Origin of the sequence: Microbacterium arabinogalactanolyticum, assembly GCF_030268005.1 — a bacterium.
In the GTDB taxonomy this organism is placed as follows: Bacteria; Actinomycetota; Actinomycetes; order Actinomycetales; family Microbacteriaceae; genus Microbacterium; species Microbacterium arabinogalactanolyticum.
In genome coordinates this window covers 104,932-127,557 of record NZ_BRZC01000004.1, presented here as the reverse complement: position 1 = coordinate 127,557, position 22,626 = coordinate 104,932, and the positions used below count along the sequence as shown (strand labels likewise).

Genomic DNA, 22,626 nt, shown 5'->3' with positions numbered 1-22,626 from the left:
AGCCTAACGAGAGCGACGGACACTCGCCGAGGAGGACGTGTGACGGATCAGGCTCAGATGGACGAGCAGGCTCGGATGACGGGCATGGAGTGGGCCACGCAGCGCGGCATGGGCGCGCTGGCGCAGAAGATGGGGATCGAGTTCACCGAGTTCTCCGTCGAGCGCAGCGTCGGCACGATGCCCGTGGAGGGCAACACCCAGCCGGTCGGCCTGCTGCACGGCGGCGCCTACGTCGTGCTGGGCGAGTCGCTCGGTTCCATGGCCGCCAACCTGCACGCCGGGCCTGGCCGACTCGCCGTCGGCGTCGACATCAATGCGACCCACACGCGCTCCGCGACCTCCGGCGTCGTCACCGGTGTCTGCACGCCGATCCACCTCGGCCGCAGCATGACCGTGCACGAGATCGTGGTCTCCGACGATCAGGGCCGACGCTGCTCCACGATCCGCATCACCAACATGATCAAGGACATGCCCGCCTGACGCGGATGCGAGTGTGGCCCCACCATCAGGCGGGGCCACACTCGATGTCAGTGGATCGTGCTCACTTCTTGGGAGCGAGCTGCTCGATGATCGCCTTGGCGACGTCCTGCATCGTCAGACGGCGGTCCATCGACGCCTTCTGGATCCAGCGGAACGCCTCCGGCTCGCTCAGGCCCATCTTCTCGTTCAGCAGGCCCTTGGCACGGTCGACGAGCTTGCGGGTCTCGAAGCGCTCGACCATGTCGGCGACCTCTGCCTCGAGCGTGATGATCTGCTCGTGACGGGCCAGGGCGATCTCGATCGCGGGCAGCAGGTCGTTCGGCGTGAAGGGCTTGACCACGTACGCCAGTGCACCGGCCTCGCTGGCGCGCTCGACGAGCTCCTTCTGGCTGAATGCGGTGAGCAGCACGACGGGCGCGATGTTGTTCTTGTGGAGCTTCTCGGCCGCGCTGATGCCGTCGAGCTGAGGCATCTTCACGTCCATCACGACCAGGTCGGGGCGCAGCTCGGTGGCAAGGGCCACAGCGGTCTCGCCGTCGCCCGCCTCGCCGACGACGTCGAAGCCGTTGTCACGGAGGATCTCGACGATGTCGAGGCGGATCAGCGACTCGTCCTCGGCGACGACCACGCGTCGCGGGGCGGATGCCGTGGGCTGCTCAGGCTGTTCTACGTCAGTCACGGTAAGAATCCTATCTGTTCACCTTGTGCCGGCGGTGGGACTCGAACCCACACGTCCTCTCGGACAAAGCATTTTGAGTGCTCCGCGTCTGCCATTCCGCCACGCCGGCCCGGATCGACTTTAGCGCACGACGAAGGGGCGGACCCGCAGGCCCGCCCCTTCGAAAGCGTCTCAGACGCCGCTCTTGTAGATCGGCGCCGCTCCACCCACGGCATCCCCCACCTTGTGGATGCGGATGTCGTTCGTGGAGCCGATGATGCCGGGAGGGGAACCGGAGATCACGACGACCTTGTCCCCTTCCTTCGCCAGGCCGGAGCCGAGCAGGTGCTCGTCCACCTGGTGGTACATCGCGTCGGTGTGCTGCACCATCTCGACGAGGGTCGAGCGGATGCCCCAGGTCAGCGCCATGCGGCGGCGGATGCCGGGCTCGGGCGTGTACGCGAGCATCGGGATGCGCGAGCGCAGCCGCGAGAGGCGACGTGCGGAGTCGCCGGACTGCGTGAACACGCACAGGAACTTCGCGTCGACGAACTCCGCGACCTCCAGCGCCGCCAGCGTCACCGCTCCACCCTGCGTGCGCGGCTTGTTGGTGAGCGGGGAGATCCGCTCCAGGCCGTGCTCCTCGGTCGACTCGATGATGCGGGCCATGGTCTCCACGACCACCACCGGGTACTCCCCCACGCTGGTCTCACCGGACAGCATCACCGCGTCCGCACCGTCGAGCACGGCGTTGGCGACGTCCGAGGTCTCGGCACGGGTCGGGACGGGGCTGTTGATCATCGACTCCAGCATCTGCGTGGCGACGATGACCGGCTTGGCGTTGCGACGGGCGAGCTCGACCGCGCGCTTCTGCACGATCGGCACCGCCTCGAGGGGCAGCTCGACACCCAGATCACCGCGGGCGACCATGATGCCGTCGAACGCGTCGACGATCTCCTCGAGCGCGTCGACCGCCTGCGGCTTCTCGATCTTGGCGATGACGGGGACGCGCACGCCCTCCTCGGCCATGATCTCGTGCACGCGCTCCACGTCGGCGGCGTTGCGCACGAACGACAGCGCGATCAGGTCGGCGCCGGTGCGCAGACCCCAGCGCAGGTCGTCCTCGTCCTTCTCGCTCAGAGCGGGGACGTTCACGGCGACACCGGGCAGGTTGATGCCCTTGTTGTTCGACACGGCGCCGGCGACGACCACGCGGGTCGTGACCACGGTGCCGTCGGTGTCCACGACCTCGACGCGCACCTTGCCGTCGTCGATGAGCAGGAAGTCGCCCGCCTTGACGTCCTGCGGGAGGCCCTTGAACGTCGTGCCGCAGATCTCCCGGTTGCCGATGATGTCCTCGGTGGTGATCTTGAAGATGTCCCCGACGGCGAGCTCGTAGGGTCCGTCCTCGAAACGGCCGAGGCGGATCTTCGGGCCCTGCAGGTCGACCAGCACGGCGACGGCGCGTCCGGCGTCGTCGGCAGCCCGGCGCACGTTGGCGTAGTTGGCCTCGTGCACGGAGTAGTCGCCGTGGCTGAGGTTCAGCCGTGCGACGTCCACACCGGCCTCGATCAGTGCACGGACCGTTTCATAGGTCGAGGTTGCAGGCCCGAGTGTGGCCACGATCTTCGCGCGTCTCAACGGCATCTCCAGGGTGAGAAGGGGTACGGGGACTTGGCGACGTTGCCACGCTCAGCCTACGCAGGCTGGACGCTGAGTGCGACATCCGTTGCAGCGACCGGTGCGGGCAGCGTCGTGGCGCCCATCAGGTCGCGATCGATGGCGGCTGCGGCAGCCCGACCCTCGGCGATCGCCCAGACGATCAGGGACTGACCCCGTCCGGCGTCGCCGGCGACGTAGACGCCGGGCTCGGACGATGCGAACCGCGCGTCGCGCTGGTACACCCCGCGACCGGTGAGGGCGGGCACGTCGGCGTCGCCGAGCACATCGGCCTCCGGGCCGGTGAATCCCATGGCGATGAGCACGAGCTCGGCGGGGATCTCCCGCTCCGTCCCGCTCTGCGGAACCCGCTTGCCGTCCACGAACGCGGTCTCGGCGACGCGCAGGGCGCGCAGGGCCCCGCTGTCGTCGGAGAGGAACTCCACGGTCGAGGCGAGGTAGGTGCGCTCACCGCCCTCCTCGTGCGCGGACTGCACCTCGAACAGGGTGGGCTGCGTCGGCCAGGGCTGGTGCTCGCTGCGCTCCGTGCCAGGGCGCCGTCCGATGGCCAGGTTGGTCACGCTGCGCGCGCCCTGGCGGTGGGCGGTGCCGATGCAGTCGGCGCCGGTGTCACCGCCGCCGATGACCACGACGTGCTTCCCGGCCGCGCTGATCTGGCCGGGAACCTCATCGCCGGCGACCGCGTGGTTGGACTGCACCAGGTAGTCCATCGCGAAGTGCACGCCCGGGAGGTCACGGCCGGGGATCGGCAGATCGCGCGGCACCGTCGACCCGGTCGCGATGAGCACGGCGTCGTAGCGCGCCCGCAGATCGCTCCAGGACAGCTGCACGCCGATCTCGACACCGGGCCGGAAGCGGGTGCCCTCCTCCTCCATCTGACGCAGACGCGCGTCGACGTGGCGCTTCTCCATCTTGAAATCGGGGATGCCGTAGCGCAGCAGCCCGCCGATGCGGTCGTCACGCTCGTACACCACGACCGTGTGGCCGGCGCGCGTGAGCTGCTGGGCGGCCGCGAGTCCGGCGGGGCCTGACCCGACCACGGCGACCGTCTTCCCCGTGAGCCGCTGGGGCGGACGCGGCTGCACCCAGCCGTTCTCGATGGCGTCGTCGGCGATCGACTGCTCGATGTGCTTGATCGTGACGGCGGGCTGGTTGATCCCCAGCACGCAGGCGCTCTCGCACGGTGCCGGGCACAGCCGTCCGGTGAACTCCGGGAAGTTGTTCGTGGCGTGCAGCCGGTCGCTCGCGGCCTGCCGCTCATCGCGCCAGGTCAGGTCGTTCCACTCCGGGATGATGTTGCCCAACGGGCATCCGGAGTGGCAGAACGGCACGCCGCAGTCCATGCAGCGCCCCGCCTGGCGGCGCAGCACGGTGCGGTCGGTGTCCTCGTAGACCTCTTTCCAGTCCATGATGCGCACCGCCACCGGACGTCGCGCCGGCAGCTCGCGCTGAGTCGTCTTCAGGAAGCCCTTCGGGTCAGCCACGGGTCACCTCCAGGATCCGGGTCCAGATACTCTCGCCGTCGGGGTCGTCCCCGGCGGCCTGCGCCTCGCGGCGGATCTCCTGCACGGCGGCGTAGTCCCGCGGCAGCACCTTGACGAAGGCCGTCCTCAGTGCGTCGGCGTCGGCGAGCAGCTCGGTCGCCAGCGGCGAACCCGTGCGCTCGACGTGCTCGGTCAGCAGGTGGTGCAGGGTCGCGGTGTCGGCGTCGTCCAGCGGCACGAGCTGGAGCTCGCCGCTCTCGAGCGCCTCCGCGTTCACCTGCGTCTCGCGCAGCGCGTGCACGTACGCGACGCCGCCGGACATGCCGGCGCCGAGGTTGCGTCCCGTGGTGCCGAGGATCACGGCGAGCCCGCCGGTCATGTACTCCAGGGCGTGGTCGCCGACGCCCTCCACGACCGCCGTCGCACCCGAGTTGCGCACCAGGAACCGCTCCCCCACGACACCGGAGATGAACATGGTCCCCGACGTCGCGCCGTATCCGATCACGTTGCCCGCGATCACGTTCCGGTGCGGTTCGAAGGAGGCATCCCTCGGCGGGCGGATCACGATGTCCCCACCCGAGAGGCCCTTGCCGACGTAGTCGTTGGCGTCCCCTTCGAGCCGCAGCATGATGCCCGCAGGCATGAACGCGCCGAGCGACTGCCCGGCCGTGCCCCGGAGGGTCACGTCGATGGTCTCCGGCGGGAGGCCTGCGGCGCCGTAGCGCTCCGTGACGTGGTGGCCCAGCATCGTCCCCACCGCGCGCTCGGTGTTGCGGATCGGCAGGTCGATGCGCACCGGGTCGCCCTGCTCGAGGGCGTCCCCGGACAGGGCGATCAGCGTGGTGTCGAAGTGCTTGTGCAGCTCGTGGTCCTGCGTCCGGCCGCTCTTGCGCGGCTCCCCGGAGGGGAACACCGGTCCGGTGAGGATCGGCGACAGGTCCAGTCCCTCGGTCTTCCAGTGGTGGACGGCGGCGTCGGTGCGCAGCAGCTCGGTGTGGCCGATGATCTCGTCCAGCGACCGGAAGCCGAGCGCCGCGAGATGCTCGCGCACCTCTTCGGCGATGAACTCCATGAAGTTCACGACGAACTCCGGCTTGCCGGTGAACCTCGACCGCAGCAGCGGGTTCTGGGTCGCGACGCCGACCGGGCAGGTGTCCAGGTGGCAGACCCGCATCATGATGCATCCGCTCACGACCAGCGGTGCGGTCGCGAAGCCGAACTCCTCGGCCCCCAGCAGGGCGCCGATGATCACGTCGCGGCCGGTCTTGAGCTGTCCGTCGACCTGCACCACCACGCGGTCGCGCATGCCGTTGAGCATGAGCGTCTGCTGCGTCTCGGCGAGTCCCAGCTCCCACGGCGTGCCGGCGTGCTTGAGCGAGTTCAGCGGGCTGGCGCCGGTGCCTCCGTCGTGCCCCGCGACGAGGATGACGTCGCTGAGCGCCTTCGCCACGCCCGCAGCGACCGCGCCGATGCCGGACTGGCTCACCAGCTTGGTGTGGATGCGGGCCTTCGGGTTCGCGCGCTTCAGGTCGAAGATGAGCTGCTTGAGGTCCTCGATCGAGTAGATGTCGTGGTGCGGCGGAGGAGAGATGAGACCCACGCCCGGCGTCGCGTGACGCGTGCGCGCCACCCACGGGTACACCTTCTGCGGCGGCAGCTGCCCGCCCTCACCCGGCTTGGCGCCCTGGGCGAGCTTGATCTGCAGATCGGTCGCCTCGGTGAGGTACTGGCTGGTCACACCGAACCGGCCGGATGCCACCTGCTTGATGGCGCTGCGGCGCTCCGGGTCGACCAGGCGCTCCGGATCCTCGCCGCCCTCGCCCGTGTTCGACTTGGCGCCGAGGCGGTTCATCGCGATGGCGAGCGTCTCATGCGCCTCCTGCGAGATCGAGCCGTAGCTCATCGCGCCGGTGGAGAACCGCTTGACGATCGCACTGACGGGTTCGACCTCGTCCAGCGGGACGGGTGGCCGTTCGCCGGTGCGCAGCTCGAACAGACCGCGGAGGGTCTTCAGCTCGTGAGCCTGATCGTCCACGAGCTTGGTGTACTCGCGGAAGATGTCGTACCGGCGGGTGCGGGTGGAGTGCTGCAGGCGGAAGACCGTGTCCGGGTTGAACAGGTGCGGGGATCCGTCGCGCCGCCACTGGTACTCGCCGCCGGTCCACAGCCGCTCGTGGGCCCTGGCGGCCTCGTCCTCCGGGTAGGCGTAGTCGTGCCGCGCCTGGTTCTCGGCGAACACGTCCTCGATCCCGATGCCGCCGAGCTTGGTCTCGGTGCCGGTGAAGTAGGCGTCGACGAGCTCCTGGCTCAGGCCGATCGCCTCGAACACCTGCGCTCCCGCGTAGGAGCCGACCGTGGAGATGCCCATCTTGGACATGATCTTCAGCACGCCCTTGCCCAGCGCGTGGATCACGTTGTGGACGGCCTCCTCGGGGCTGATGCCCGTGATGTAGCCGGTGCGCACCAGGTGCTCCACGGTCTCCATGGCCAGGTACGGGTTCACGGCCGAGGCGCCGTAGCCGATCAGCGTCGCCACGTGATGGACCTCGCGCACGTCGCCCGCCTCCACCACGAGACCGACCTTCATGCGGTTCTCGCGGCGGATGAGGTGGTGGTGCACGGCGGCGACCATCAGCAGCGACGGGATCGGGACGAGGTCCTTGTTCGAGTCGCGGTCCGACAGGATCAGCAGCTCGGCGCCTCGCTCGATCGCGGCATCCGCCTCGGCGCACATCGCCGCCAGCCGGTCCGCCAGGGTGTGGGGGCCCGCGTCGAAGTGGTAGAGACCGCGGATGGTGGCGCTGGAGCGGCCCGGAAGAGCCCGGTCGATGTGCCGGATCTTCGCGAGCTCGTCGTTGTCGATGACCGGGAAGTCGAGGCTCACGGTTCGGGCGTGGTCGGGACCCCAGTCGAGCAGGTTGCGCTCGGGTCCGAGGCCGAGACGCAGGCTGGTGACCACCTCTTCGCGGATCGCGTCGAGGGGCGGGTTCGTGACCTGCGCGAACTGCTGCACGAAGTAGTCGAACAGCAGGCGCGGGCGCTCACTGAGCGCCGCGATGGGTGCGTCGCTGCCCATGGCACCGAGCGGCTCGGCGCCGTTCTGCCCCATCGGGGTGAGCAGGATGCGCACCTCCTCCTCCGTGTAGCCGAAGGTGCGCTGGCGACGGGTGATGGATGCCGCGGGGTGAACGATGTGCTCGCGCTCGGGAAGGTCGGCCAGGCGCACGGCGCCCTCGGCCAGCCAGTCGGCCCAGGGGTGCAGGGCCGCGAGGTCGCGCTTGACCTCGTCGTCCTCGATGATGCGCCGCTGCGCCGTGTCGACCAGGAACATCCGGCCCGGCTGCAGGCGCCCGCGGCGCTTGATGCGCTCCGGGGCGAATTCCAGCACGCCCGTCTCGCTGCCGATCACGACGAGGCCGTCGGTGGTCTCGGTCCAGCGCCCGGGGCGCAGTCCGTTGCGGTCGAGGGTGGCGCCCACCTGCACGCCGTCGGTGAAGATCAGTGCGGCGGGGCCGTCCCACGGCTCCATCTGGTTCGCGTGGTACTCGTAGAACGCGCGCAGATCCGGGTCGAGATCGGTCTGCTTCTCCCACGCGGCGGGCACCATCATCATGACGGCGTGCGGCAGACTGCGACCGGTCAGGGTGAGCAGCTCCAGCACCTCGTCGAAGGATGCCGAGTCACTGGCGCCGTCGGTGCAGATCGGGAGCAGCGGGGCGATGTCGCCGAGCATCTCGGACTCGAGCTGCGACTGGCGCGCGCGCATCCAGTTGCGGTTGCCGCCGATCGTGTTGATCTCGCCGTTGTGCGCGAGCATCCGCAGCGGCTGCGCGAGCGGCCAGGACGGGAACGTGTTGGTCGAGTAGCGCGAGTGCACCACGGCGAGCTCGGAGGCGAAACGCTCGTCCTGAAGATCGGGGTAGAACGGCTCCAGCTGCAGGGTGGTGACCATGCCCTTGTAGCCGAGGGTGCGGGCCGACAGGGAGACGAAGTAGGCGCCGAGCTCGTGTCCGGCGCGCTTGCGCAGCCGGTAGGCCAGGCGATCCAGTGCGATCCCGGCAACGGCGCCGGGCGCGGTGATGAACAGCTGCTCGAACGCCGGGCGGGCCTCATCGGCGAGCTTGCCGAGGTGCTCGTTGGCGGTGGGGACGACGCGCCAGCCGAGGACCTCGAGGCCTTCTTCGCTGGCGATGCGCTCGATGCCGGCCTTCTGCTCGCGGCGGGCGCTCGACTCCAGAGGGAGGAACGCGAGGCCTGCGGCGTACTCGCCGACCGGGGGGAGCTCGAAGTCCGTGACGGCCCGGAGGAACGCGTCCGGCATCTGCGTGAGGATGCCGGCGCCATCTCCTGTGCCGGCATCCGAGCCGATCGCGCCTCGGTGCTCCAGGTTGCGCAGCGCTTCCAGCGCCAGCGCGATGATGTCGTGGCCGGGTTCCCCGCGGAGTGTCGCGACCATGGCCAGGCCGCAGGCATCCTTCTCGTGGGCGGGGTTGTACATCCCCTGCTTCGGGGGGTATGCGCCGGAGGCGCCGTAGGGAGGCTGGAAGTACACCAGTCACCGTCCTCAGTGTCGAAAGTGAATCCGGGGACAGCGTCGGCCCGCTCGTTCAGTATGAAGGATCACGCACGGCGGGAGTGCTCAGATGACGTCCTCGCGGTTTATGAAGCCGTGCTTGTGGCGGGTGCTTCAGCGTCGATCCCGTCCACCGGAGGCTCACTCAGGTCGACGTAGTCATGGGAATCGTGCTCCGAGTCTACATCGGCATCGGCGGGCTCTCGTCCGGGCTGGTACGGCGAAGCCTCCAGGCCGGTGTGACGACGCGTCTGCACGATGAGGATGACCAGGCCGACGAGCACGCCGATGATCGCCGCCCACACGTTGCTGCGCAGGCCCAGGTAGACCTGGCTCGGGTCGATCCGGATCGACTCCCAGACGATGCGGCCGGCGCTGTACCAGATCAGGTAGCACGCGAACAGCCGGCCCCACTGCAGGCGCAGACGACGGCCCAGCCACAGCAGCACGAGCACGCCGAGCGTGTTCCAGATCACCTCGTACAGGAACGTGGGGTGGAACAGCGTGCCCTCGGGCAGACCGGCCGGGAACGCCGGGTTGGTGGACTCGATCTGCAGGCCCCAGGGCAGGTCGGTGGGCAGGCCGAACAGCTCGTGGTTGAACCAGTTGCCGAAGCGGCCCATCGCCTGCGCGAGCAGCAGTCCGGGTGCGAGGGCGTCCGCGAAGGTCCAGAAGCGGATGCCGGTCCACCGGCATCCGAGCCAGGCGCCGACGGCACCCGCCATGAGCGCTCCGAAGATGGCGATGCCGCCCTCCCAGATCGCCCACACCGAGCCCGGCTCGAACGGGTTCCAGGTGTTCTTGCCCGGGCCGAAGTAGAAGTCGAAGTGCGTCAGGACATGGAAGATGCGCGCTCCGATGATGGCCAGCGGCACCGCGATGATCGCGATGTCGATGACGACCCACTTCTCCGCACCGCGCTTGGTGAGGCGGTGGTTGGTGAGCAGCGTCGCCGCGATGATCCCCGCGATGATGCACAGCGCGTAGTAGTGGATCGTGATCCCGAAGATCGGGAACGTGCTGACCGGAGGGCTCGGGATGCTGGCGGGCACGCCCGAGATGAGGCTGTGAAGCGCAAGGGACATGAGAGTGAGTCTAGTTTCCTGTCGCGAATCGCGCCGACGGGGTGCCGCCGGCGAGAGAACGGGTGGTCTCGGCGAGGCCCTCCAGGCCGCCGTCGCGCAGCGCCTTGACGAGTGCCGTGCCGACGATGGCGCCGTCGGCGTACTCGACGACGCCGGCGATCTGCTCGGGGTTGGAGATGCCGATGCCCACGCAAGCGGATGCCGCGCCGCGGGCGCGCATGCGGTCGACGAGCGTCCGCGCCGCGCGATCGAGAGCCGCCCTCTCCCCCGTGATGCCCATGGTGGAGACCGTGTAGACGAAGCCGGTGGACGAGGAGATGACCAGGTCGAGTCGCTCGTCCGTGGAGGTCGGGGCTGCGAGGAAGATGCGGTCGAGGCCGGTGCGGGTGCTCGCGGCGATCCACTCGCCAGCGGCCTCGGGGGTGATGTCAGGGGTGATGAGGCCGGCGCCCCCGGCGGCGAGCAGATCGTCGGCGTAGCGGTCGACGCCGTACTGCAGCACCGGGTTCCAGTAGGTCATCACGACCACGGGCACGTCTGTGCGGGAGGTGATCTCCTTGACCACCGTGAACAGGTCGCGGGTGCGGTAGCCGTTGGCCAGCGCCTGCTGCGTGGCCTGCTGGATGACCTCGCCGTCCATCACGGGGTCGGAGTACGGCGGCCCGAGCTCGATGACGTCGACGCCGTTGCGCGCGAGCGTCAGCGCCGCCTCGATGCCGGTCTGCAGGTCGGGGAAGCCGATCGGCAGATAGCCGATGAACGCGCCCCTGCCCGCGTCGTGGGCCTTGCGGATGGCGGCCTCGACACGGCTCACGACGCGTCCTCCTCGTCGTACAGGTCGAAGTAGCGCGCCGCGGTGTCCATGTCCTTGTCGCCGCGACCGGAGAGGCAGATGGCGATCACGGAATCCGGGCCGAGCTCGCGGCCGATGCGCAGTGCGCCGGCGAGGGCGTGCGCCGATTCGATGGCGGGGATGATGCCCTCGGTGCGGCTGAGCAGGCGCAGGGCCTGCATGGCCTCGTCGTCGGTGGCGGGAATGTACTCCGCACGCCCGATGTCGCTCAGCCAGGCGTGCTCCGGGCCGACGCCGGGATAGTCGAGACCGGCCGAGATCGAGTGCGACTCGACGGTCTGGCCGTCCTCGTCCTGCAGCACGTACGTCTTCGCGCCGTGGAGCACGCCGGGGCGCCCGCGTTCGATCGAGGCCGCGTGCTTCGGGGTGTCGACGCCGTCGCCGGCGGCCTCCACTCCGTAGAGCTTCACGCCCTCGTCGTCCAGGAACGCGTCGAACATGCCGATCGCGTTCGAGCCGCCGCCGACGCAGGCGACCACGGCATCCGGAAGCCGGCCGGCCTCGGCGAGCAGCTGCTCACGGGCCTCCTCGCCGATGATCTTCTGGAAGTCACGGACCATCGCGGGGAAGGGGTGCGGGCCGGCCGCGGTCCCGAAGATGTAGTTGGTGGTCTCGACGGTCGCCACCCAGTCGCGGTAGGCGTCGTTGATGGCGTCCTTCAGGGTCCGGGACCCGGTCTTCACCGCGACGACCTCGGCGCCGAGCAGGCGCATCCGCGCGACGTTCAGCGCCTGACGCTCCGTGTCGACCTCGCCCATGTAGATCGTGCAGTCCAGCCCGAACAGGGCCGCCGCGGTCGCGGTCGCCACGCCGTGCTGGCCGGCGCCGGTCTCGGCGATCACGCGGGTCTTGCCGAGCCGCTTCGTCAGGAGGGCCTGTCCGAGCACGTTGTTGATCTTGTGCGAGCCGGTGTGGTTGAGGTCCTCGCGCTTGAGGAACACGCGTGCGCCGCCGGCGTGCTCCGCGAAGCGCGGCACCTCCGTGATCGGCGACGGGCGTCCGGCGTAGGAGTGCAGCAGCGTCGCGAGCTCGGCGCGGAACGCGGGGTCGACGATCGCGGCCTCGTACGCGGCGGTGAGCTCGTCGATCGCGGCGATGAGCGACTCCGGCATGAACCGCCCGCCGTACTCGCCGAAGAACGGTCCGTGCTGGTCGCGCAGCGCCACTTCGTCTCGCTCCGCTCGCTCAGCACGACGCATGCTCTTCACTCCTCTCCCCCGCGCACCGGCAGGTCGCCGGCCGCGAGGAACGCGTTCAGGGTGGCGACGGGATCGCCGGTGACCAGCGCCTCGCCGATCAGGACGACGTCCGCCCCCGCCTCGCGGTAGCGACGCACGTCCTCGGGTGCGAGCACCGCGGACTCCGCGACGTGGATCGCGGTGTCGGGGATGCGCTCGGACAGGGACGCGAACAGGTCCCGATCGAGCTCCAGGGTCTTCAGGTTGCGTGCGTTCACGCCGATCAGCTCGGCACCCAGATCGATCGCGACCTCGAGCTCCTCCGCGGAGTGGGTCTCGATCAGCGGAGTCATGCCCAGCTCGCGGATCAGCGTGTACAGCTCGCCCAGCGTCTTCACGTCGAGCCCCGCCACGATGAGCAGCGCCAGATCCGCTCCGGCCGCGCGAGCCTCGAGCACCTGGTACGGCGTCGCGATGAAGTCCTTGCGCAGCACGGGGAGGTTCACGCGTGCGGTGACGGCCTCGAGGTCGGCGAGACTGCCGCCGAAGCGGCGCTCCTCGGTGAGAACACTGATGGCGGAGGCGCCACCCTGCTCATACAGCGACGCCTGCAGCGCGGGATCGGGGATCTCGGCGAGAGCGCCGCGCGACGGGCTCGCGCGCTTGACCTCCGCGATGATCTTCACCCGGTCGGCGGGAGCCAGCGCCGCGAGCGCATCGCGGGCGGCAGGGCGCGCCAGGGCTTCACGCTCCACGTCGGCCAGTGGCCGAGTCGCGGCACGCCGCTCGGCGTCCTGCACCGCGCCGGCCGTGAGGTCGGCGAGGACCATCAGTGCGCCTTCGGGGTGTACTTCGGGCCCTTCACTCCCCAGCCCGCCTTCGCCATGACCCAGCCGACGATCGCGCCGATGACGACGACGGCGGCCGAGATCCAGACACCCACCACTCCCGAACCGTCGGGGAAGCAGAAGAAGACAGTGCCGGCGGTGAAGCCGACCAGCATGATCACGACGGCAGTCCAGGCTGCAGGCGAGTGTCCGTGACCGGGGTCTGCGATCGGGTTGGTCATGTTCTCCTCCGGGAGGGTCGACGATGTCATCAGTCTATCGGGAAGGGCCGGTCGGGTCCGTGCCATGGGACAGGTCGTCCCAGGAATCGACGGCGTCGAGGGGCCCGGCATCCGCGTGCCGTCCGTCCGAGAGCTGGTCGTAGCGGCGGGTGCCCGCCTTCCAGCGGTGCGCGGTCGCCAGGACGAAGAGGGATGCGAGCGCCACCACGACCCACGCGCACAGGGCGGCGATGCTCCAGCCGCTGGGCTCGAGGTCGGTCACCATCGCGCCGAGCGCCTTGTCACCGCTGAGACCGGTCGCCTTGGTGAGTGCAGGGGCGACGGATGCGAGGGGCGGTGCCGCCACGAGCGGCAGCGTGCCGGTGACCAGCGCGACCACGGCGCCGAGGCCGATCACCGCGAAGACGTAGCGCAGCGCGCGTCCGGCGATGGACAGAGCTCCGCCGAGGGCCAGCACGGCCAGCGACAGCGGCGCGAGCAGCGGCATGGCCTCGGCGCCGGAGACGAGCAGCGGTGCGGCGGCGTCGGAGCGGTGCACCGTGATCCAGGTCTGCGTCGAGGAGATGATCCCGACGCCGCCGGCGAGCAGGAACCCCAGCACCGCGTACATGCGCGCGCGATTCATCTCACTCGCTCTCTGCGACGGTCAGTCCGCGACCGTCGAAGCAGGTGCGCGTGCCGGTGTGGCAGGCGGGTCCGTGCTGGTCGACCGTGAGCAGGATCGTGTCGCCGTCGCAGTCGACGGCCACCGCGTGCACCTTCTGCGTGTTGCCCGAGGTGTCGCCCTTGCGCCAGTACTCCCGCCGGGACCGCGACCAGTAGACGGCACGACCGCCTGTGAGCGTGCGCCGCAGCGCCTCGGCATCCATCCACGCCAGCATCAGGACCTCGAGGGTGTCGAACTGCTGCACCACCACGGGGGCGAGTCCGTCGGCGTTCCAGGCGACCTTCGAGACGTCGGCGTCGAGCGTCCTCATCGCACCACCACCCCGTCCGCGCGGAGCGCGTCCTTCACGTCGCCGACCGTGAGCTGCCCGCTGTGGAACACGCTCGCGGCGAGAACGGCATCCGCTCCCGCCTCGATCGCAGGCGGGAAGTCCGCGGCCGTGCCCGCGCCGCCGGAGGCGATCACCGGCACCGAGGACACCTCGCGCATGAGGCGGACGAGCTCCAGGTCGAAACCGTCCTTCGTGCCGTCGGCGTCGATGGAGTTCACCAGCAGCTCGCCGGCGCCCCGCTCGATGGCCTCGCGCGCCCAGTCCAGGGCATCCAGAGTGGTCTCTGCGCGCCCGCCGTGCGTGGTCACGACGAAGCCCGATTCCGTGGTCGTGGCGCGCTTGATGTCGAGCGAGAGCACCAGCACCTGTGCGCCGAAGCGGTCCGCGATCTCGTCGATCAGCTCCGGACGCGCAATGGCGGCCGAGTTCACGCCCACCTTGTCCGCACCGACCGAGAGCAGTCGCGCCACGTCCTCGACGCTGCGCACTCCCCCGCCCACCGTGAGCGGCACGAAGACCTGCTCCGCTGTGCGCTGCACGACGTCGAACGTCGTCGAGCGGTCATCGACCGTGGCGGTGACGTCGAGGAAGGTGATCTCGTCGGCGCCCTGCGCGGCGTAGTGCGCGGCCAGCTCCACCGGATCGCCCATGTCGCGCAGATCCTTGAAGTTCACGCCCTTGACCACGCGGCCGGCGGCCACGTCGAGGCACGGGATGACGCGTGCGGCGAGCGTCATCAGAGCCTCGCGGCGTGGATCGCGGTGACGAGGATGGCCCGGGCGCCGAGCGCGTACAGGTCGTCCATCACCTGGTTCATGCCCTTGCGCGGGATCATGACGCGGACGGCGACCCATTCCGGATCGCGCAGCGGGGAGATCGTCGGCGACTCACGGCCGCCGGCGATGGCCGTGGCCTGGTCGACCAGGTGCGCGGGCAGGTCGTAGTCCAGCAGCACGAAGCGCCGGGCGACCATGACGCCGCGGAGGCGGCGCAGCAGGCGCGCGGTGCCGGGGACCTCTCCCGGCCTGCTGATCAGCACGGCTTCGGACTCGATGATCACCGGGCCGAAGATCTCCAGGCCCGCCTGGCGCAGGGTGGTGCCGGTCTCGACGACGTCCGCGATCACATCGGCGACGCCGAGCCGCACGGCCGACTCGACGGCACCGTCCAGCGGGACGAGCACGGCGTTCACGCCGTGCTCGCGCAGGAAGTCGTCCACCAGGCCCGGGTAGGCGGACGCCACGCGGACGCCCTCCAGGTCCTGGATGGTCGAGTACTTCCCGGGAGGTGCGGCGAACCGGAAGGTCGAGCGGGCGAAGCCCAGCTGCTCGATCTCACGCGCGTCGTCCTGGCGCACGTCGCGCAGCAGGTCGCGTCCGGTGATCCCCACGTCGAGGGCGCCTGATGCCACGTAGGTGGCGATGTCGCGGGGGCGGAGGTAGAAGAATTCGACGTCGCTGTCGGCGTCGACGACGTGCAGGGTCTTGGGGTCGCGACGGCCGGCGTACCCGGCCTCCGCGAGCATCTCGGCGGCTGTCTCGGAGAGCGAGCCCTTGTTCGGAACGGCGATGCGCAGCATGGATGTCCTTCTGTTCGAGCGGTCTGAGGGGAGCACGCTCACAGATGTCGGTAGACGTCCTCCAGGCTCAGCCCCTTGGCGAGCATCATCACCTGCAGGTGGTAGAGCAGCTGGGAGATCTCCTCAGCCGCGTTCTCGTCGCTCTCGTACTCCGCGGCCATCCACACCTCGGCGGCCTCTTCGACGATCTTCTTGCCGATCGCATGCACGCCGCGGTCCAGCTGCGCGACCGTGCCCGATCCTTCCGGACGGGTCTCGGCGGTGTGCTGGAGCTCGGCGAACAGCTCGTCGAATGTCTTCACGGTTCCAGGCTAGCCGCTCGCGCGAGGTCCCGGAGCCGGGTGACGGCCGCAGCGGCGTCCTCGGCGCCGTACACGGCGGACCCGGCGACGAAGGTGTCGGCCCCGGCCTCGGCGGCCTGGGCGATCGTGGACTCGGAGATCCCGCCGTCGACCTGCAGCCACACGTCCGATCCGCGACGCCGGGCCTCCTGGCGCAGCGCGTGCAGCTTGGGCATGGTCTCGGCCATGAAGCCCTGGCCGCCGAAGCCCGGCTCGACGGTCATCACCAGGATCTGGTCGAACTCGTCGAGGATCTCGTAAAGGGGCTCCCCTGCCGTGCCCGGCTTGATGGCGACGCCGGCGCGCGAGCCGATGGACCTGAGTCGACGCGCGAGCGCCACCGGATCGGCGGCGGCCTCGAGGTGGAACGTGACGCTCGCGGCCCCCAGTTCCGCGTAGCCGGGCGCCCAGCGGTCGGGATCGGTGATCATCAGGTGCACGTCGAGCGGGATCGGACTGGTCGCCTGGATGCGCTCCACCATCTGCGGCCCGAACGTGAGGTTCGGCACGAAGTGGTTGTCCATCACGTCGACATGGGCGAAGTCGGCGGTCGCGATACGAGCGAGGTCTGCCTGCATGTTGACGAAGTCGGCGGCGAGGATGCTGGGGTTGATGCGGGGTGCTTCCGGGAGGCTCATGGCTCATCCTTCCTGGGCGGTGCGCTGCAGCAGCGCGAGGAACATGGCGTCGGTGCCGTGCCGGTGCGGCCACAGCTGCACGTGTCGGGTGGCGCCGTCGGGGTTCGGGGCGAGGTCGATCGGCGCCTCGGACACCTCGGTCATGACGGCCTGCGCGTCGAGCTGGGCGACGTCGTCCCGCCGGCGGAGGACCTCGCTCACGACGCCGGTGGTCTCCGCCAGGTGCGGCGAGCAGGTCACGTAGGCGACGATCCCGCCCGGGGCCAGCGCCCCGATCGCGGCTTCCAGCAGCTGCGTCTGCAGCTCGACCAGCTCGGCGACGTCGGCCGGCGATTTGCGCCAGCGCGCCTCGGGGCGACGGCGCAGGGCGCCCAGGCCCGTGCAGGGCGCATCGACGAGGATGCGGTCGAAAGCGGCCGGATGCTGCGCCGCGAACTCCCGGCCGTCCTGCTCGTGGACAGGCACGTCGACCGGCAGGGGCCGGACGGCGTTGCGCACCAGGCCGGCGCGCGCATGCACCACCTCGTTCGCCTCCAGGTGCGCGCCATCGCGATGGGCGATGGCGGCGAGGAGGGCGGTCTTGCCGCCGGGTCCGGAGCACAGGTCCAGCCAGCGCTCCCCCGCGCGCACCGGCGCGGCCGCGGCCAGGGCCAGGGCGACGAGCTGCGATCCCTCGTCCTGCACGCGGATCGTGCCCCGGGCATCTCCGATCGCCTCGCGAGGATCGCCGCCGGGCGAGCCGAATGCGGTCGGCGCATAGGGACGGGCGGGCTGACCGCGCTCCGCCAGCCCGGGCAGCGCGACGAGCGTGACCTCGGGCGAGACGTTGTCGGCGGCGAGCAGGGTCTCCAGCTCATCGGCACGTCCCTCGGCGGCCAGTGAGCGGCGCAGCGCGCGGATGACCCACACCGGGTGCGCCGTGCGCAGGGACAGGCGCTCGTCATCCGAGCGGGCGCCGGCCTCGATGCGCTCCTGCCAGGTCTCCGCGTCGTCGCGGCTGATGCGGCGCAGCACGGCGTTGGCGAACCCCGACGCACCGCGGCCCACTTCGGCGGCGACGAGATTGACCGACTCGTTGACCGCTGCGTGCGGTGCGACCCGGGTCGCGAGCAGCTGATGCGTGGCGAGCCTGAGGGCGTCGAGCACCGCAGGGTCGATGTCGGCCACCGGGCGGCCCGCGGCCTCGGCGATGATCGCGTCGTACGTCCCGCGTCGCCGGAGGGTGCCGTACGCGAGTTCGGTGGCCAGCGCGGCATCCTGCGCGTCCAGCTGCGCTTCGACGATGAGCTTGGGCAGCAGCAGGTTGGCGTAGGCGTCGTCGTCGGACACGGCGCGCAGCACGTCGTAGGCCACCCACCTGGCGGGCTGGATGCCGCGCTTGTGCTCCGCGCCCGTCCCGCGCTGAGCACCGCTCATGATCCGGCCCTCACCGACTGATCGGCGCGCAGCCCGCGCCACCAGTCCGCGGCGTTCATGGCCCCCTTGCCGGCCGGCTGCACGCGCGTGACCTCGAGCGCGCCGTCGGCCGTGCCGATCAGGACGGCCGCCTTGGTGCCGTGGATCTCGCCGGGTGCGAGTGCGGTGCCCTCGGCGCTGGGGGCCGCGGACAGGATCTTCAGCCGTGCGCGGTCGACGGTCGTGTGGGCGCCCGGTTCAGGGGTGACTCCGCGGTAGCGCGAGAACACTGCTGACAGCGGCTGCGACCAGTCCAGGGAGCCGTCCTCGAGTGTGAGCTTCGGTGCGAGGCTGGCCTCTCCCTGCTGCGGGACGGCCACGGCGCTCCCGTCGGCGATGCCGGCGACCACGTCGACGGTGAGACCGGCTCCGTCGTCCGCGAGGATCGCGAGCGCGGCGTCGGCGGTCGCATCCGAGGGGATGCCGACCGTCCGCATCGCGTAGACATCGCCTGCATCGAGCGCAGGCACCAGCTGGAACACGCTCACACCCAGCTGGGCGTCTCCGGCGATCAGCGCGCGCTGCACGGGTGCGGCGCCCCGCCACGCCGGCAGCAGCGAGAAGTGCAGGTTGATCCAGCCATGGGCCGGTGCCGACAGGAGCGGCTCGCGGACGATGCCGCCGTAGGCGACGATGACGCCCAGATCCGCCTCCAGTGCGGTGATCCGAGCCGTGGCGTCGTCGTCGAGCCGGGCGGCCTTGATGACCGGCAGCCCCAGCTCGTCGGCGACTGCGGCGACGGGTGACGGCGTGAGCACGCGCTTGCGACCGAGTGGCGCGTCCGGTCGGGTGACGACGCCGACGATCTCGTGATGTGCGGCGAGGGCGCGCAGCGTGGGGACTGCGACGGCGGGGGTGCCTGCGAAGACGAGGCGCATGAAGGTTCTCCGGTGGGAAGGTCAGTGAGGGATCGAGGTGATCGGATGCCGATCAGATCTCGGGTTCGAGGATATCGAGGTGGACCGAGAGTGACACCCGGGGACGACCGCGCGGGCGCCTGCTCTGCGCGGCATCCGCGATGACGGCTGCGCGCAGCGTGCTCGCGACACTCTGTCCCGCGGCGTAGGCGAAGCGCACCAGTGCCCGCACCCTCCCGTCGTCGCCGACCGGGAGCGGGCCGAGCACGGCCTCGCCCGCGATGCCGATCTGCGCCAGTGCGTCCAGCGCGGTGCGCACGGATGCCGGGAGCCCTTCGAGCTGCGCGACGCGCGTGGTGGGCGGCATGCGCAGCGGGAGCCGCGCCTCCAGCTCACTTCGGGCGTACGCGGCGGGCGACCACGTCGCCAGGGCGCGGGCGACGGGCCCGTCCACGCCTACGAGGTGGATCGGCGCGCCGGGAGCTGCGAGAGCGGCCGCGTTGGCCCACCATCGCAGACAGGACTCGGCGATGCGCAGTTCCGGAGCCTGCAGCATCCGCGCCCCGTCCAGCAGGATCACGGCCCGGTAGCCGCCGAATGCCAGCGGCTCGGCGCCGCGTGTCGCGACGACCAGCGCCGGCTTCGCATCCACATGCTGCACGGTGTGGGCGCCGTCGGAGACGATGACGCGCACGCCGGGGAACGCGCGCCCGAGCTCGTCCGCGGTGCGTTCGGTGCCCGATGAGGCCAGGCGCACCTGGTCGGAGGAGCAGGTGCCGCAGCGCCAGGAGTTGGCGGATCGACCGCACCACCCGCACACCGGCACCGCACCGCGACGGCGGGCGCCGAGAGGTCCTCCGCAGTGTGCGCAGCGGGCGGGCGTGCGGCAGCTCGCGCACACCAGCGTCGGCGCGAAACCGGGCCGGGCCACCTGCACCAGCACCGGACCCTCGGCCGCCGCGGCGCGCGCGGTCGCGAAGGCGCTGGAGGGCACGCGCTGACCGGTCTGCTCGAGCTCCTGCGGCGTGCTCAGGCGCACCTGCGGGATCACGCGCCGCGCGGCCGTGACGTCCTGCAGCCATCCGTGCTGCACGAGTCGCTCGGCGTCCGTGGAGCGGGTGTGCCCGACGATCAGCAGGGCGCTTCCCTCCTCCTCCTGCCTGATGAGCGCGGCATCCCTCGCGTGGACGTAGGGCGCGAGCGGCTCCGCCAGCAACGGGTCGCCGTCGTCCCAGATGGCGACGAGTCCGGCCTGCACGGGCGAGTACACGGCGGAGCGGTTGCCCACCACCACGCACGGAGCGTCCCCGAGGGTGCGCAGGAACGCACGGTAGCGGTCGGGGTTCGTCTGGCGAGCATCGTGTCGCACCACGGCATCCTCGTCGAGCAGCGTGGCCAGGGCGGAGAGCAGCAGTTCCTGATCACGGTAGTCCGGCACGACCAGCACGCTCGAGCGCCCCGCGGCGAGCTGCAGCGCCGCGGCCGACGCCAGCAGCAGCGCCCACCCGGGGAGGTCGTCCTGCAGCACGGGGATCGCCTCGACCGCGGCGCGTCCTGCGTCGGAGAGCAGCGCGTCGAGTCCGTCGTACGCCGCCGTGACGGCGCGGGCGCGGTCCACGGCGTCACCACTCGGCGGGGCGCACGGTTCCGGCTCCTGCCAGGACTTCTCGACACGCACCTGCCGCTTGGGGATCGCGAGACGCAGGATGTCGGAGGCGGAGCCGGCTGCGCGGTCGGCGGCCTTCCGGGCGAGTCGGTACAGCCGCTCGGGCATCACCTCGACGGTCGAGACGACGCTCTCGATCTCGGAGAGCGTGCGGGTGGCATCCGGCTCCACGTCGAGCTCGACGATGTAGCCGTCGATCACGCGACCCGCGGTGCGCAGCGGCGCCTTGACCCGCATACCGGGACCGACCTCGCCGACGTCCTTCGGGAGGGCGTAGTCGAACAGCCGGTCCAACTGGGGCAGCGGCGAGTCGATCAGCACACGGGCGATCCGCCGCGGTTCGGCGGTCGAGGACTCTCCGATCTCGGCCCGCCCTCCCGCGGCCGGCGCTTGTCCGGGCACCGTGGACACGGCGCCCCTCAGACGCCGGCGGCGCGGCGCAGCTCGTCGGCGCGGTCGGTGCGCTCCCAGGTGAACTCGGGCAGCTCGCGGCCGAAGTGTCCGTACGCAGCGGTCTTGGCGTAGATCGGGCGCAGCAGATCGAGCTCCTCGATGATCGCCTGCGGGCGCAGGTCGAACACCTGGTCGATCGCGCGGGTGATCGCGTCCTCGGACACCGTGCCGGTGCCGAAGGTCTCGACGTAGAGGCCCACCGGGCGAGCCACGCCGATCGCATAGGCGACCTGCACCTCCGCGCGCTCGGCGAGGCCGGCGGCGACGACGTTCTTGGCGACCCAGCGCATCGCGTAGGCGCCCGAGCGGTCCACCTTGGACGGGTCCTTTCCGCTGAATGCACCGCCACCGTGCCGGGCGGCGCCGCCGTAGGTGTCGATGATGATCTTGCGGCCGGTCAGGCCCGCATCGCCCTTGGGCCCACCGGTGACGAACGGGCCGGCGGGGTTGATGTAGTACTTCAGATCGGGCGCGAGGTCGAGTCCGGTCTGCGCGAGCACGGGGTCGATGACCTTCTCGCGCACGAGCGCCTTCAGCTCGTCCTGCGTGATGTCCGGGTGGTGCTGCGTGGAGAGCACGACCGCGTCGACCGTCTTGGGCGTGAAGCCGTCGTAGCCGAGCGTGACCTGGGTCTTGCCGTCGGGGCGCAGGAATGCCAGCTCGCCGGAGCGGCGCACCTCGGTGAGACGCTCGGCGATGCGATGCGCGGTCCAGGCCGCCATCGGCATGAGCTGGGGCGTCTCGTTCGTGGCGAAGCCGAACATGATGCCCTGGTCGCCGGCGCCGAGCTCGTCGCGCGGGTCGGTGGACCCGCCGTCGCGGCGCTCCTGCGCGTTGTCGACGCCGTTCGCGATGTCCATCGACTGCTCCCCCACCGAGACGGTGACGCCGCAGGACGAGCCGTCGAAGCCGGTGTCGCTGGAGGTGTAGCCGATGCCGTTGACCACGTCGCGGACGATGGTGGGGATGTCGACGTACCCGTCGGTGCGGATCTCACCCGCGACGTGCACGAGACCGGTCGTCACGAGCGTCTCCACCGCGACGCGGGAGCCGCGGTCGACGGAGAGCAGCCCGTCGAGCACGCTGTCGGAGATCTGATCGCAGATCTTGTCGGGGTGCCCGTCGGTGACGGACTCGGACGTGAACAGGCGCAGCGCGCTCATCGGTTCTCCAAAGCGGGAAGATCAGGGCGGGTCGGGTTCGGCTCACCCGCGGGTGTTGCAGGCCAAGTGTGCAGGAAGCCGCCGACATCCGGGTGTGGACGTCGGCGGCTCACAGGGTGCGGAGTGTCACTCGGCGTGACGGATCCGGAGCTTGTCCTCGTTGATCTCGTGCAGCGCGATCGTGAGCGGCTTGTCCTCGACGGACGAGTCCACCAGCGGGCCCACGTTGTCGAAGAGGTTCCCCTCGTGCAGGTCGGAGTAGTAGTCGTTGATCTGACGCGCGCGCTTGGACGCGTAGATCACGAGCTCGTACTTCGACTCGACGCGCTCGAGAAGGTTGTCGATGGGCGGGTCGATGATGCCCTGGTTGGTTCCAGCCATGGTGGACCTCCTGGTCGGGCGACGCTGTCATCGGA

The 22,626-nt window shown here is 70.5% G+C and carries 21 protein-coding genes and 1 tRNA gene; 1 reads left to right on the top strand and 21 read right to left on the bottom strand.

Annotation, left to right across the window (positions count from 1 at the left end):
- Window positions 1-57: 57 nt before the first annotated feature.
- The gene (locus MIAR_RS04965; RefSeq protein WP_285635635.1) at window positions 58-480 is read left to right on the top strand and encodes a hotdog fold thioesterase; all 423 of its coding nucleotides are present in this window, start codon (window positions 58-60) and stop codon (window positions 478-480) included.
- 61 nt (window positions 481-541) lie between these two features.
- On the opposite strand, the gene MIAR_RS04960 is transcribed toward MIAR_RS04965, so the two are convergent.
- From MIAR_RS04960 to rpoZ, 21 genes are all read right to left on the bottom strand, one after another.
- Entirely contained in the window at window positions 542-1,159 is a 618-nt protein-coding gene (locus tag MIAR_RS04960; protein WP_285632233.1) for an ANTAR domain-containing response regulator, read from the bottom strand.
- 26 nt (window positions 1,160-1,185) lie between these two features.
- A tRNA-Leu gene (locus MIAR_RS04955) sits at window positions 1,186-1,268 on the bottom strand.
- A 62-nt stretch (window positions 1,269-1,330) separates the two neighbouring features.
- Entirely contained in the window at window positions 1,331-2,779 is a 1,449-nt protein-coding gene (gene pyk / locus MIAR_RS04950; protein ID WP_285632230.1) for a pyruvate kinase, read from the bottom strand.
- 56 nt (window positions 2,780-2,835) lie between these two features.
- A complete protein-coding gene (locus tag MIAR_RS04945) occupies window positions 2,836-4,302 on the bottom strand; it encodes a glutamate synthase subunit beta (protein ID WP_285632227.1) in 1,467 nt (488 codons plus the stop codon).
- A complete protein-coding gene (gene gltB, locus MIAR_RS04940) occupies window positions 4,295-8,800 on the bottom strand; it encodes a glutamate synthase large subunit (protein WP_285635632.1) in 4,506 nt (1,501 codons plus the stop codon). Before gltB ends, MIAR_RS04945 begins: the two co-directional genes overlap by 8 nt.
- A 161-nt stretch (window positions 8,801-8,961) precedes the next feature.
- Window positions 8,962-9,960, bottom strand: coding sequence for a prolipoprotein diacylglyceryl transferase (gene lgt, locus MIAR_RS04935; protein WP_285632224.1), 999 nt, complete (start codon window positions 9,958-9,960; stop codon window positions 8,962-8,964).
- A gap of 10 nt (window positions 9,961-9,970) precedes the next feature.
- The gene (gene trpA / locus MIAR_RS04930; protein WP_285632221.1) at window positions 9,971-10,774 is read right to left on the bottom strand and encodes a tryptophan synthase subunit alpha; all 804 of its coding nucleotides are present in this window, start codon (window positions 10,772-10,774) and stop codon (window positions 9,971-9,973) included.
- Window positions 10,771-12,012, bottom strand: coding sequence for a tryptophan synthase subunit beta (gene trpB / locus MIAR_RS04925; RefSeq protein WP_425561549.1), 1,242 nt, complete (start codon window positions 12,010-12,012; stop codon window positions 10,771-10,773). The genes trpA and trpB overlap by 4 nt, the downstream gene beginning before the upstream one ends.
- A 5-nt stretch (window positions 12,013-12,017) precedes the next feature.
- Entirely contained in the window at window positions 12,018-12,821 is an 804-nt protein-coding gene (trpC, locus tag MIAR_RS04920; protein ID WP_285632218.1) for an indole-3-glycerol phosphate synthase TrpC, read from the bottom strand.
- Window positions 12,821-13,060, bottom strand: a complete 240-nt coding sequence (locus tag MIAR_RS04915; protein ID WP_285632216.1) for an HGxxPAAW family protein — start codon at window positions 13,058-13,060, stop codon at window positions 12,821-12,823. The genes trpC and MIAR_RS04915 overlap by 1 nt, the downstream gene beginning before the upstream one ends.
- A gap of 34 nt (window positions 13,061-13,094) precedes the next feature.
- Window positions 13,095-13,685, bottom strand: a complete 591-nt coding sequence (locus MIAR_RS04910; protein WP_285632213.1) for a Trp biosynthesis-associated membrane protein — start codon at window positions 13,683-13,685, stop codon at window positions 13,095-13,097.
- A gap of 1 nt (window position 13,686) precedes the next feature.
- Window positions 13,687-14,037 (bottom strand): phosphoribosyl-AMP cyclohydrolase, encoded by a 351-nt coding sequence (gene hisI, locus MIAR_RS04905; RefSeq protein WP_285632210.1) that lies wholly within the window; start codon window positions 14,035-14,037, stop codon window positions 13,687-13,689.
- Window positions 14,034-14,795, bottom strand: a complete 762-nt coding sequence (hisF, locus tag MIAR_RS04900; protein WP_285632207.1) for an imidazole glycerol phosphate synthase subunit HisF — start codon at window positions 14,793-14,795, stop codon at window positions 14,034-14,036. The genes hisI and hisF overlap by 4 nt, the downstream gene beginning before the upstream one ends.
- Entirely contained in the window at window positions 14,795-15,637 is an 843-nt protein-coding gene (gene hisG, locus MIAR_RS04895; protein ID WP_285632204.1) for an ATP phosphoribosyltransferase, read from the bottom strand. Before hisG ends, hisF begins: the two co-directional genes overlap by 1 nt.
- 38 nt (window positions 15,638-15,675) lie before the next feature.
- The gene (locus MIAR_RS04890) at window positions 15,676-15,939 is read right to left on the bottom strand and encodes a phosphoribosyl-ATP diphosphatase (protein ID WP_285632201.1); all 264 of its coding nucleotides are present in this window, start codon (window positions 15,937-15,939) and stop codon (window positions 15,676-15,678) included.
- A complete protein-coding gene (gene rpe / locus MIAR_RS04885) occupies window positions 15,936-16,616 on the bottom strand; it encodes a ribulose-phosphate 3-epimerase (RefSeq protein WP_285632198.1) in 681 nt (226 codons plus the stop codon). The genes MIAR_RS04890 and rpe overlap by 4 nt, the downstream gene beginning before the upstream one ends.
- A 3-nt stretch (window positions 16,617-16,619) precedes the next feature.
- Window positions 16,620-18,032, bottom strand: a complete 1,413-nt coding sequence (locus MIAR_RS04880; protein WP_285632195.1) for an RsmB/NOP family class I SAM-dependent RNA methyltransferase — start codon at window positions 18,030-18,032, stop codon at window positions 16,620-16,622.
- On the bottom strand, window positions 18,029-18,949 hold the full coding sequence (fmt, locus tag MIAR_RS04875) for a methionyl-tRNA formyltransferase (protein WP_285632193.1): 921 nt from the start codon (window positions 18,947-18,949) through the stop codon (window positions 18,029-18,031). The genes MIAR_RS04880 and fmt overlap by 4 nt, the downstream gene beginning before the upstream one ends.
- A gap of 52 nt (window positions 18,950-19,001) precedes the next feature.
- A complete protein-coding gene (locus MIAR_RS04870; protein ID WP_285635627.1) occupies window positions 19,002-20,957 on the bottom strand; it encodes a primosomal protein N' family DNA-binding protein in 1,956 nt (651 codons plus the stop codon).
- 56 nt (window positions 20,958-21,013) lie between these two features.
- Window positions 21,014-22,210 (bottom strand): methionine adenosyltransferase, encoded by a 1,197-nt coding sequence (gene metK / locus MIAR_RS04865; RefSeq protein WP_285632190.1) that lies wholly within the window; start codon window positions 22,208-22,210, stop codon window positions 21,014-21,016.
- 126 nt (window positions 22,211-22,336) lie between these two features.
- Window positions 22,337-22,591 (bottom strand): DNA-directed RNA polymerase subunit omega, encoded by a 255-nt coding sequence (rpoZ, locus tag MIAR_RS04860; protein WP_179410807.1) that lies wholly within the window; start codon window positions 22,589-22,591, stop codon window positions 22,337-22,339.
- Between the last annotated feature and the right edge of the window lie 35 nt (window positions 22,592-22,626).

What these genes read in the sequence shown, in the direction of transcription:
- MIAR_RS04910 (WP_285632213.1), bottom strand. Translation starts at nt 13,685, where the DNA reads ATGAATCGCGCGCGCATGTACGCGGTGCTGGGGTTCCTGCTCGCCGGC.
- hisG (WP_285632204.1), bottom strand. Translation starts at nt 15,637, where the DNA reads ATGCTGCGCATCGCCGTTCCGAACAAGGGCTCGCTCTCCGAGACAGCC.
- gltB (WP_285635632.1), bottom strand. Translation starts at nt 8,800, where the DNA reads ATGTACAACCCCGCCCACGAGAAGGATGCCTGCGGCCTGGCCATGGTC.
- rpe (WP_285632198.1), bottom strand. Translation starts at nt 16,616, where the DNA reads ATGAGCCTCCCGGAAGCACCCCGCATCAACCCCAGCATCCTCGCCGCC.
- trpB (WP_425561549.1), bottom strand. Translation starts at nt 12,012, where the DNA reads ATGCGTCGTGCTGAGCGAGCGGAGCGAGACGAAGTGGCGCTGCGCGAC.
- trpC (WP_285632218.1), bottom strand. Translation starts at nt 12,821, where the DNA reads ATGGTCCTCGCCGACCTCACGGCCGGCGCGGTGCAGGACGCCGAGCGG.
- hisI (WP_285632210.1), bottom strand. Translation starts at nt 14,037, where the DNA reads ATGAGGACGCTCGACGCCGACGTCTCGAAGGTCGCCTGGAACGCCGAC.
- metK (WP_285632190.1), bottom strand. Translation starts at nt 22,210, where the DNA reads ATGAGCGCGCTGCGCCTGTTCACGTCCGAGTCCGTCACCGACGGGCAC.
- MIAR_RS04915 (WP_285632216.1), bottom strand. Translation starts at nt 13,060, where the DNA reads ATGACCAACCCGATCGCAGACCCCGGTCACGGACACTCGCCTGCAGCC.
- MIAR_RS04965 (WP_285635635.1), top strand. Translation starts at nt 58, where the DNA reads ATGGACGAGCAGGCTCGGATGACGGGCATGGAGTGGGCCACGCAGCGC.
- lgt (WP_285632224.1), bottom strand. Translation starts at nt 9,960, where the DNA reads ATGTCCCTTGCGCTTCACAGCCTCATCTCGGGCGTGCCCGCCAGCATC.
- MIAR_RS04880 (WP_285632195.1), bottom strand. Translation starts at nt 18,032, where the DNA reads ATGAGCGGTGCTCAGCGCGGGACGGGCGCGGAGCACAAGCGCGGCATC.
- hisF (WP_285632207.1), bottom strand. Translation starts at nt 14,795, where the DNA reads ATGACGCTCGCCGCACGCGTCATCCCGTGCCTCGACGTGGCCGCCGGC.
- rpoZ (WP_179410807.1), bottom strand. Translation starts at nt 22,591, where the DNA reads ATGGCTGGAACCAACCAGGGCATCATCGACCCGCCCATCGACAACCTT.
- fmt (WP_285632193.1), bottom strand. Translation starts at nt 18,949, where the DNA reads ATGCGCCTCGTCTTCGCAGGCACCCCCGCCGTCGCAGTCCCCACGCTG.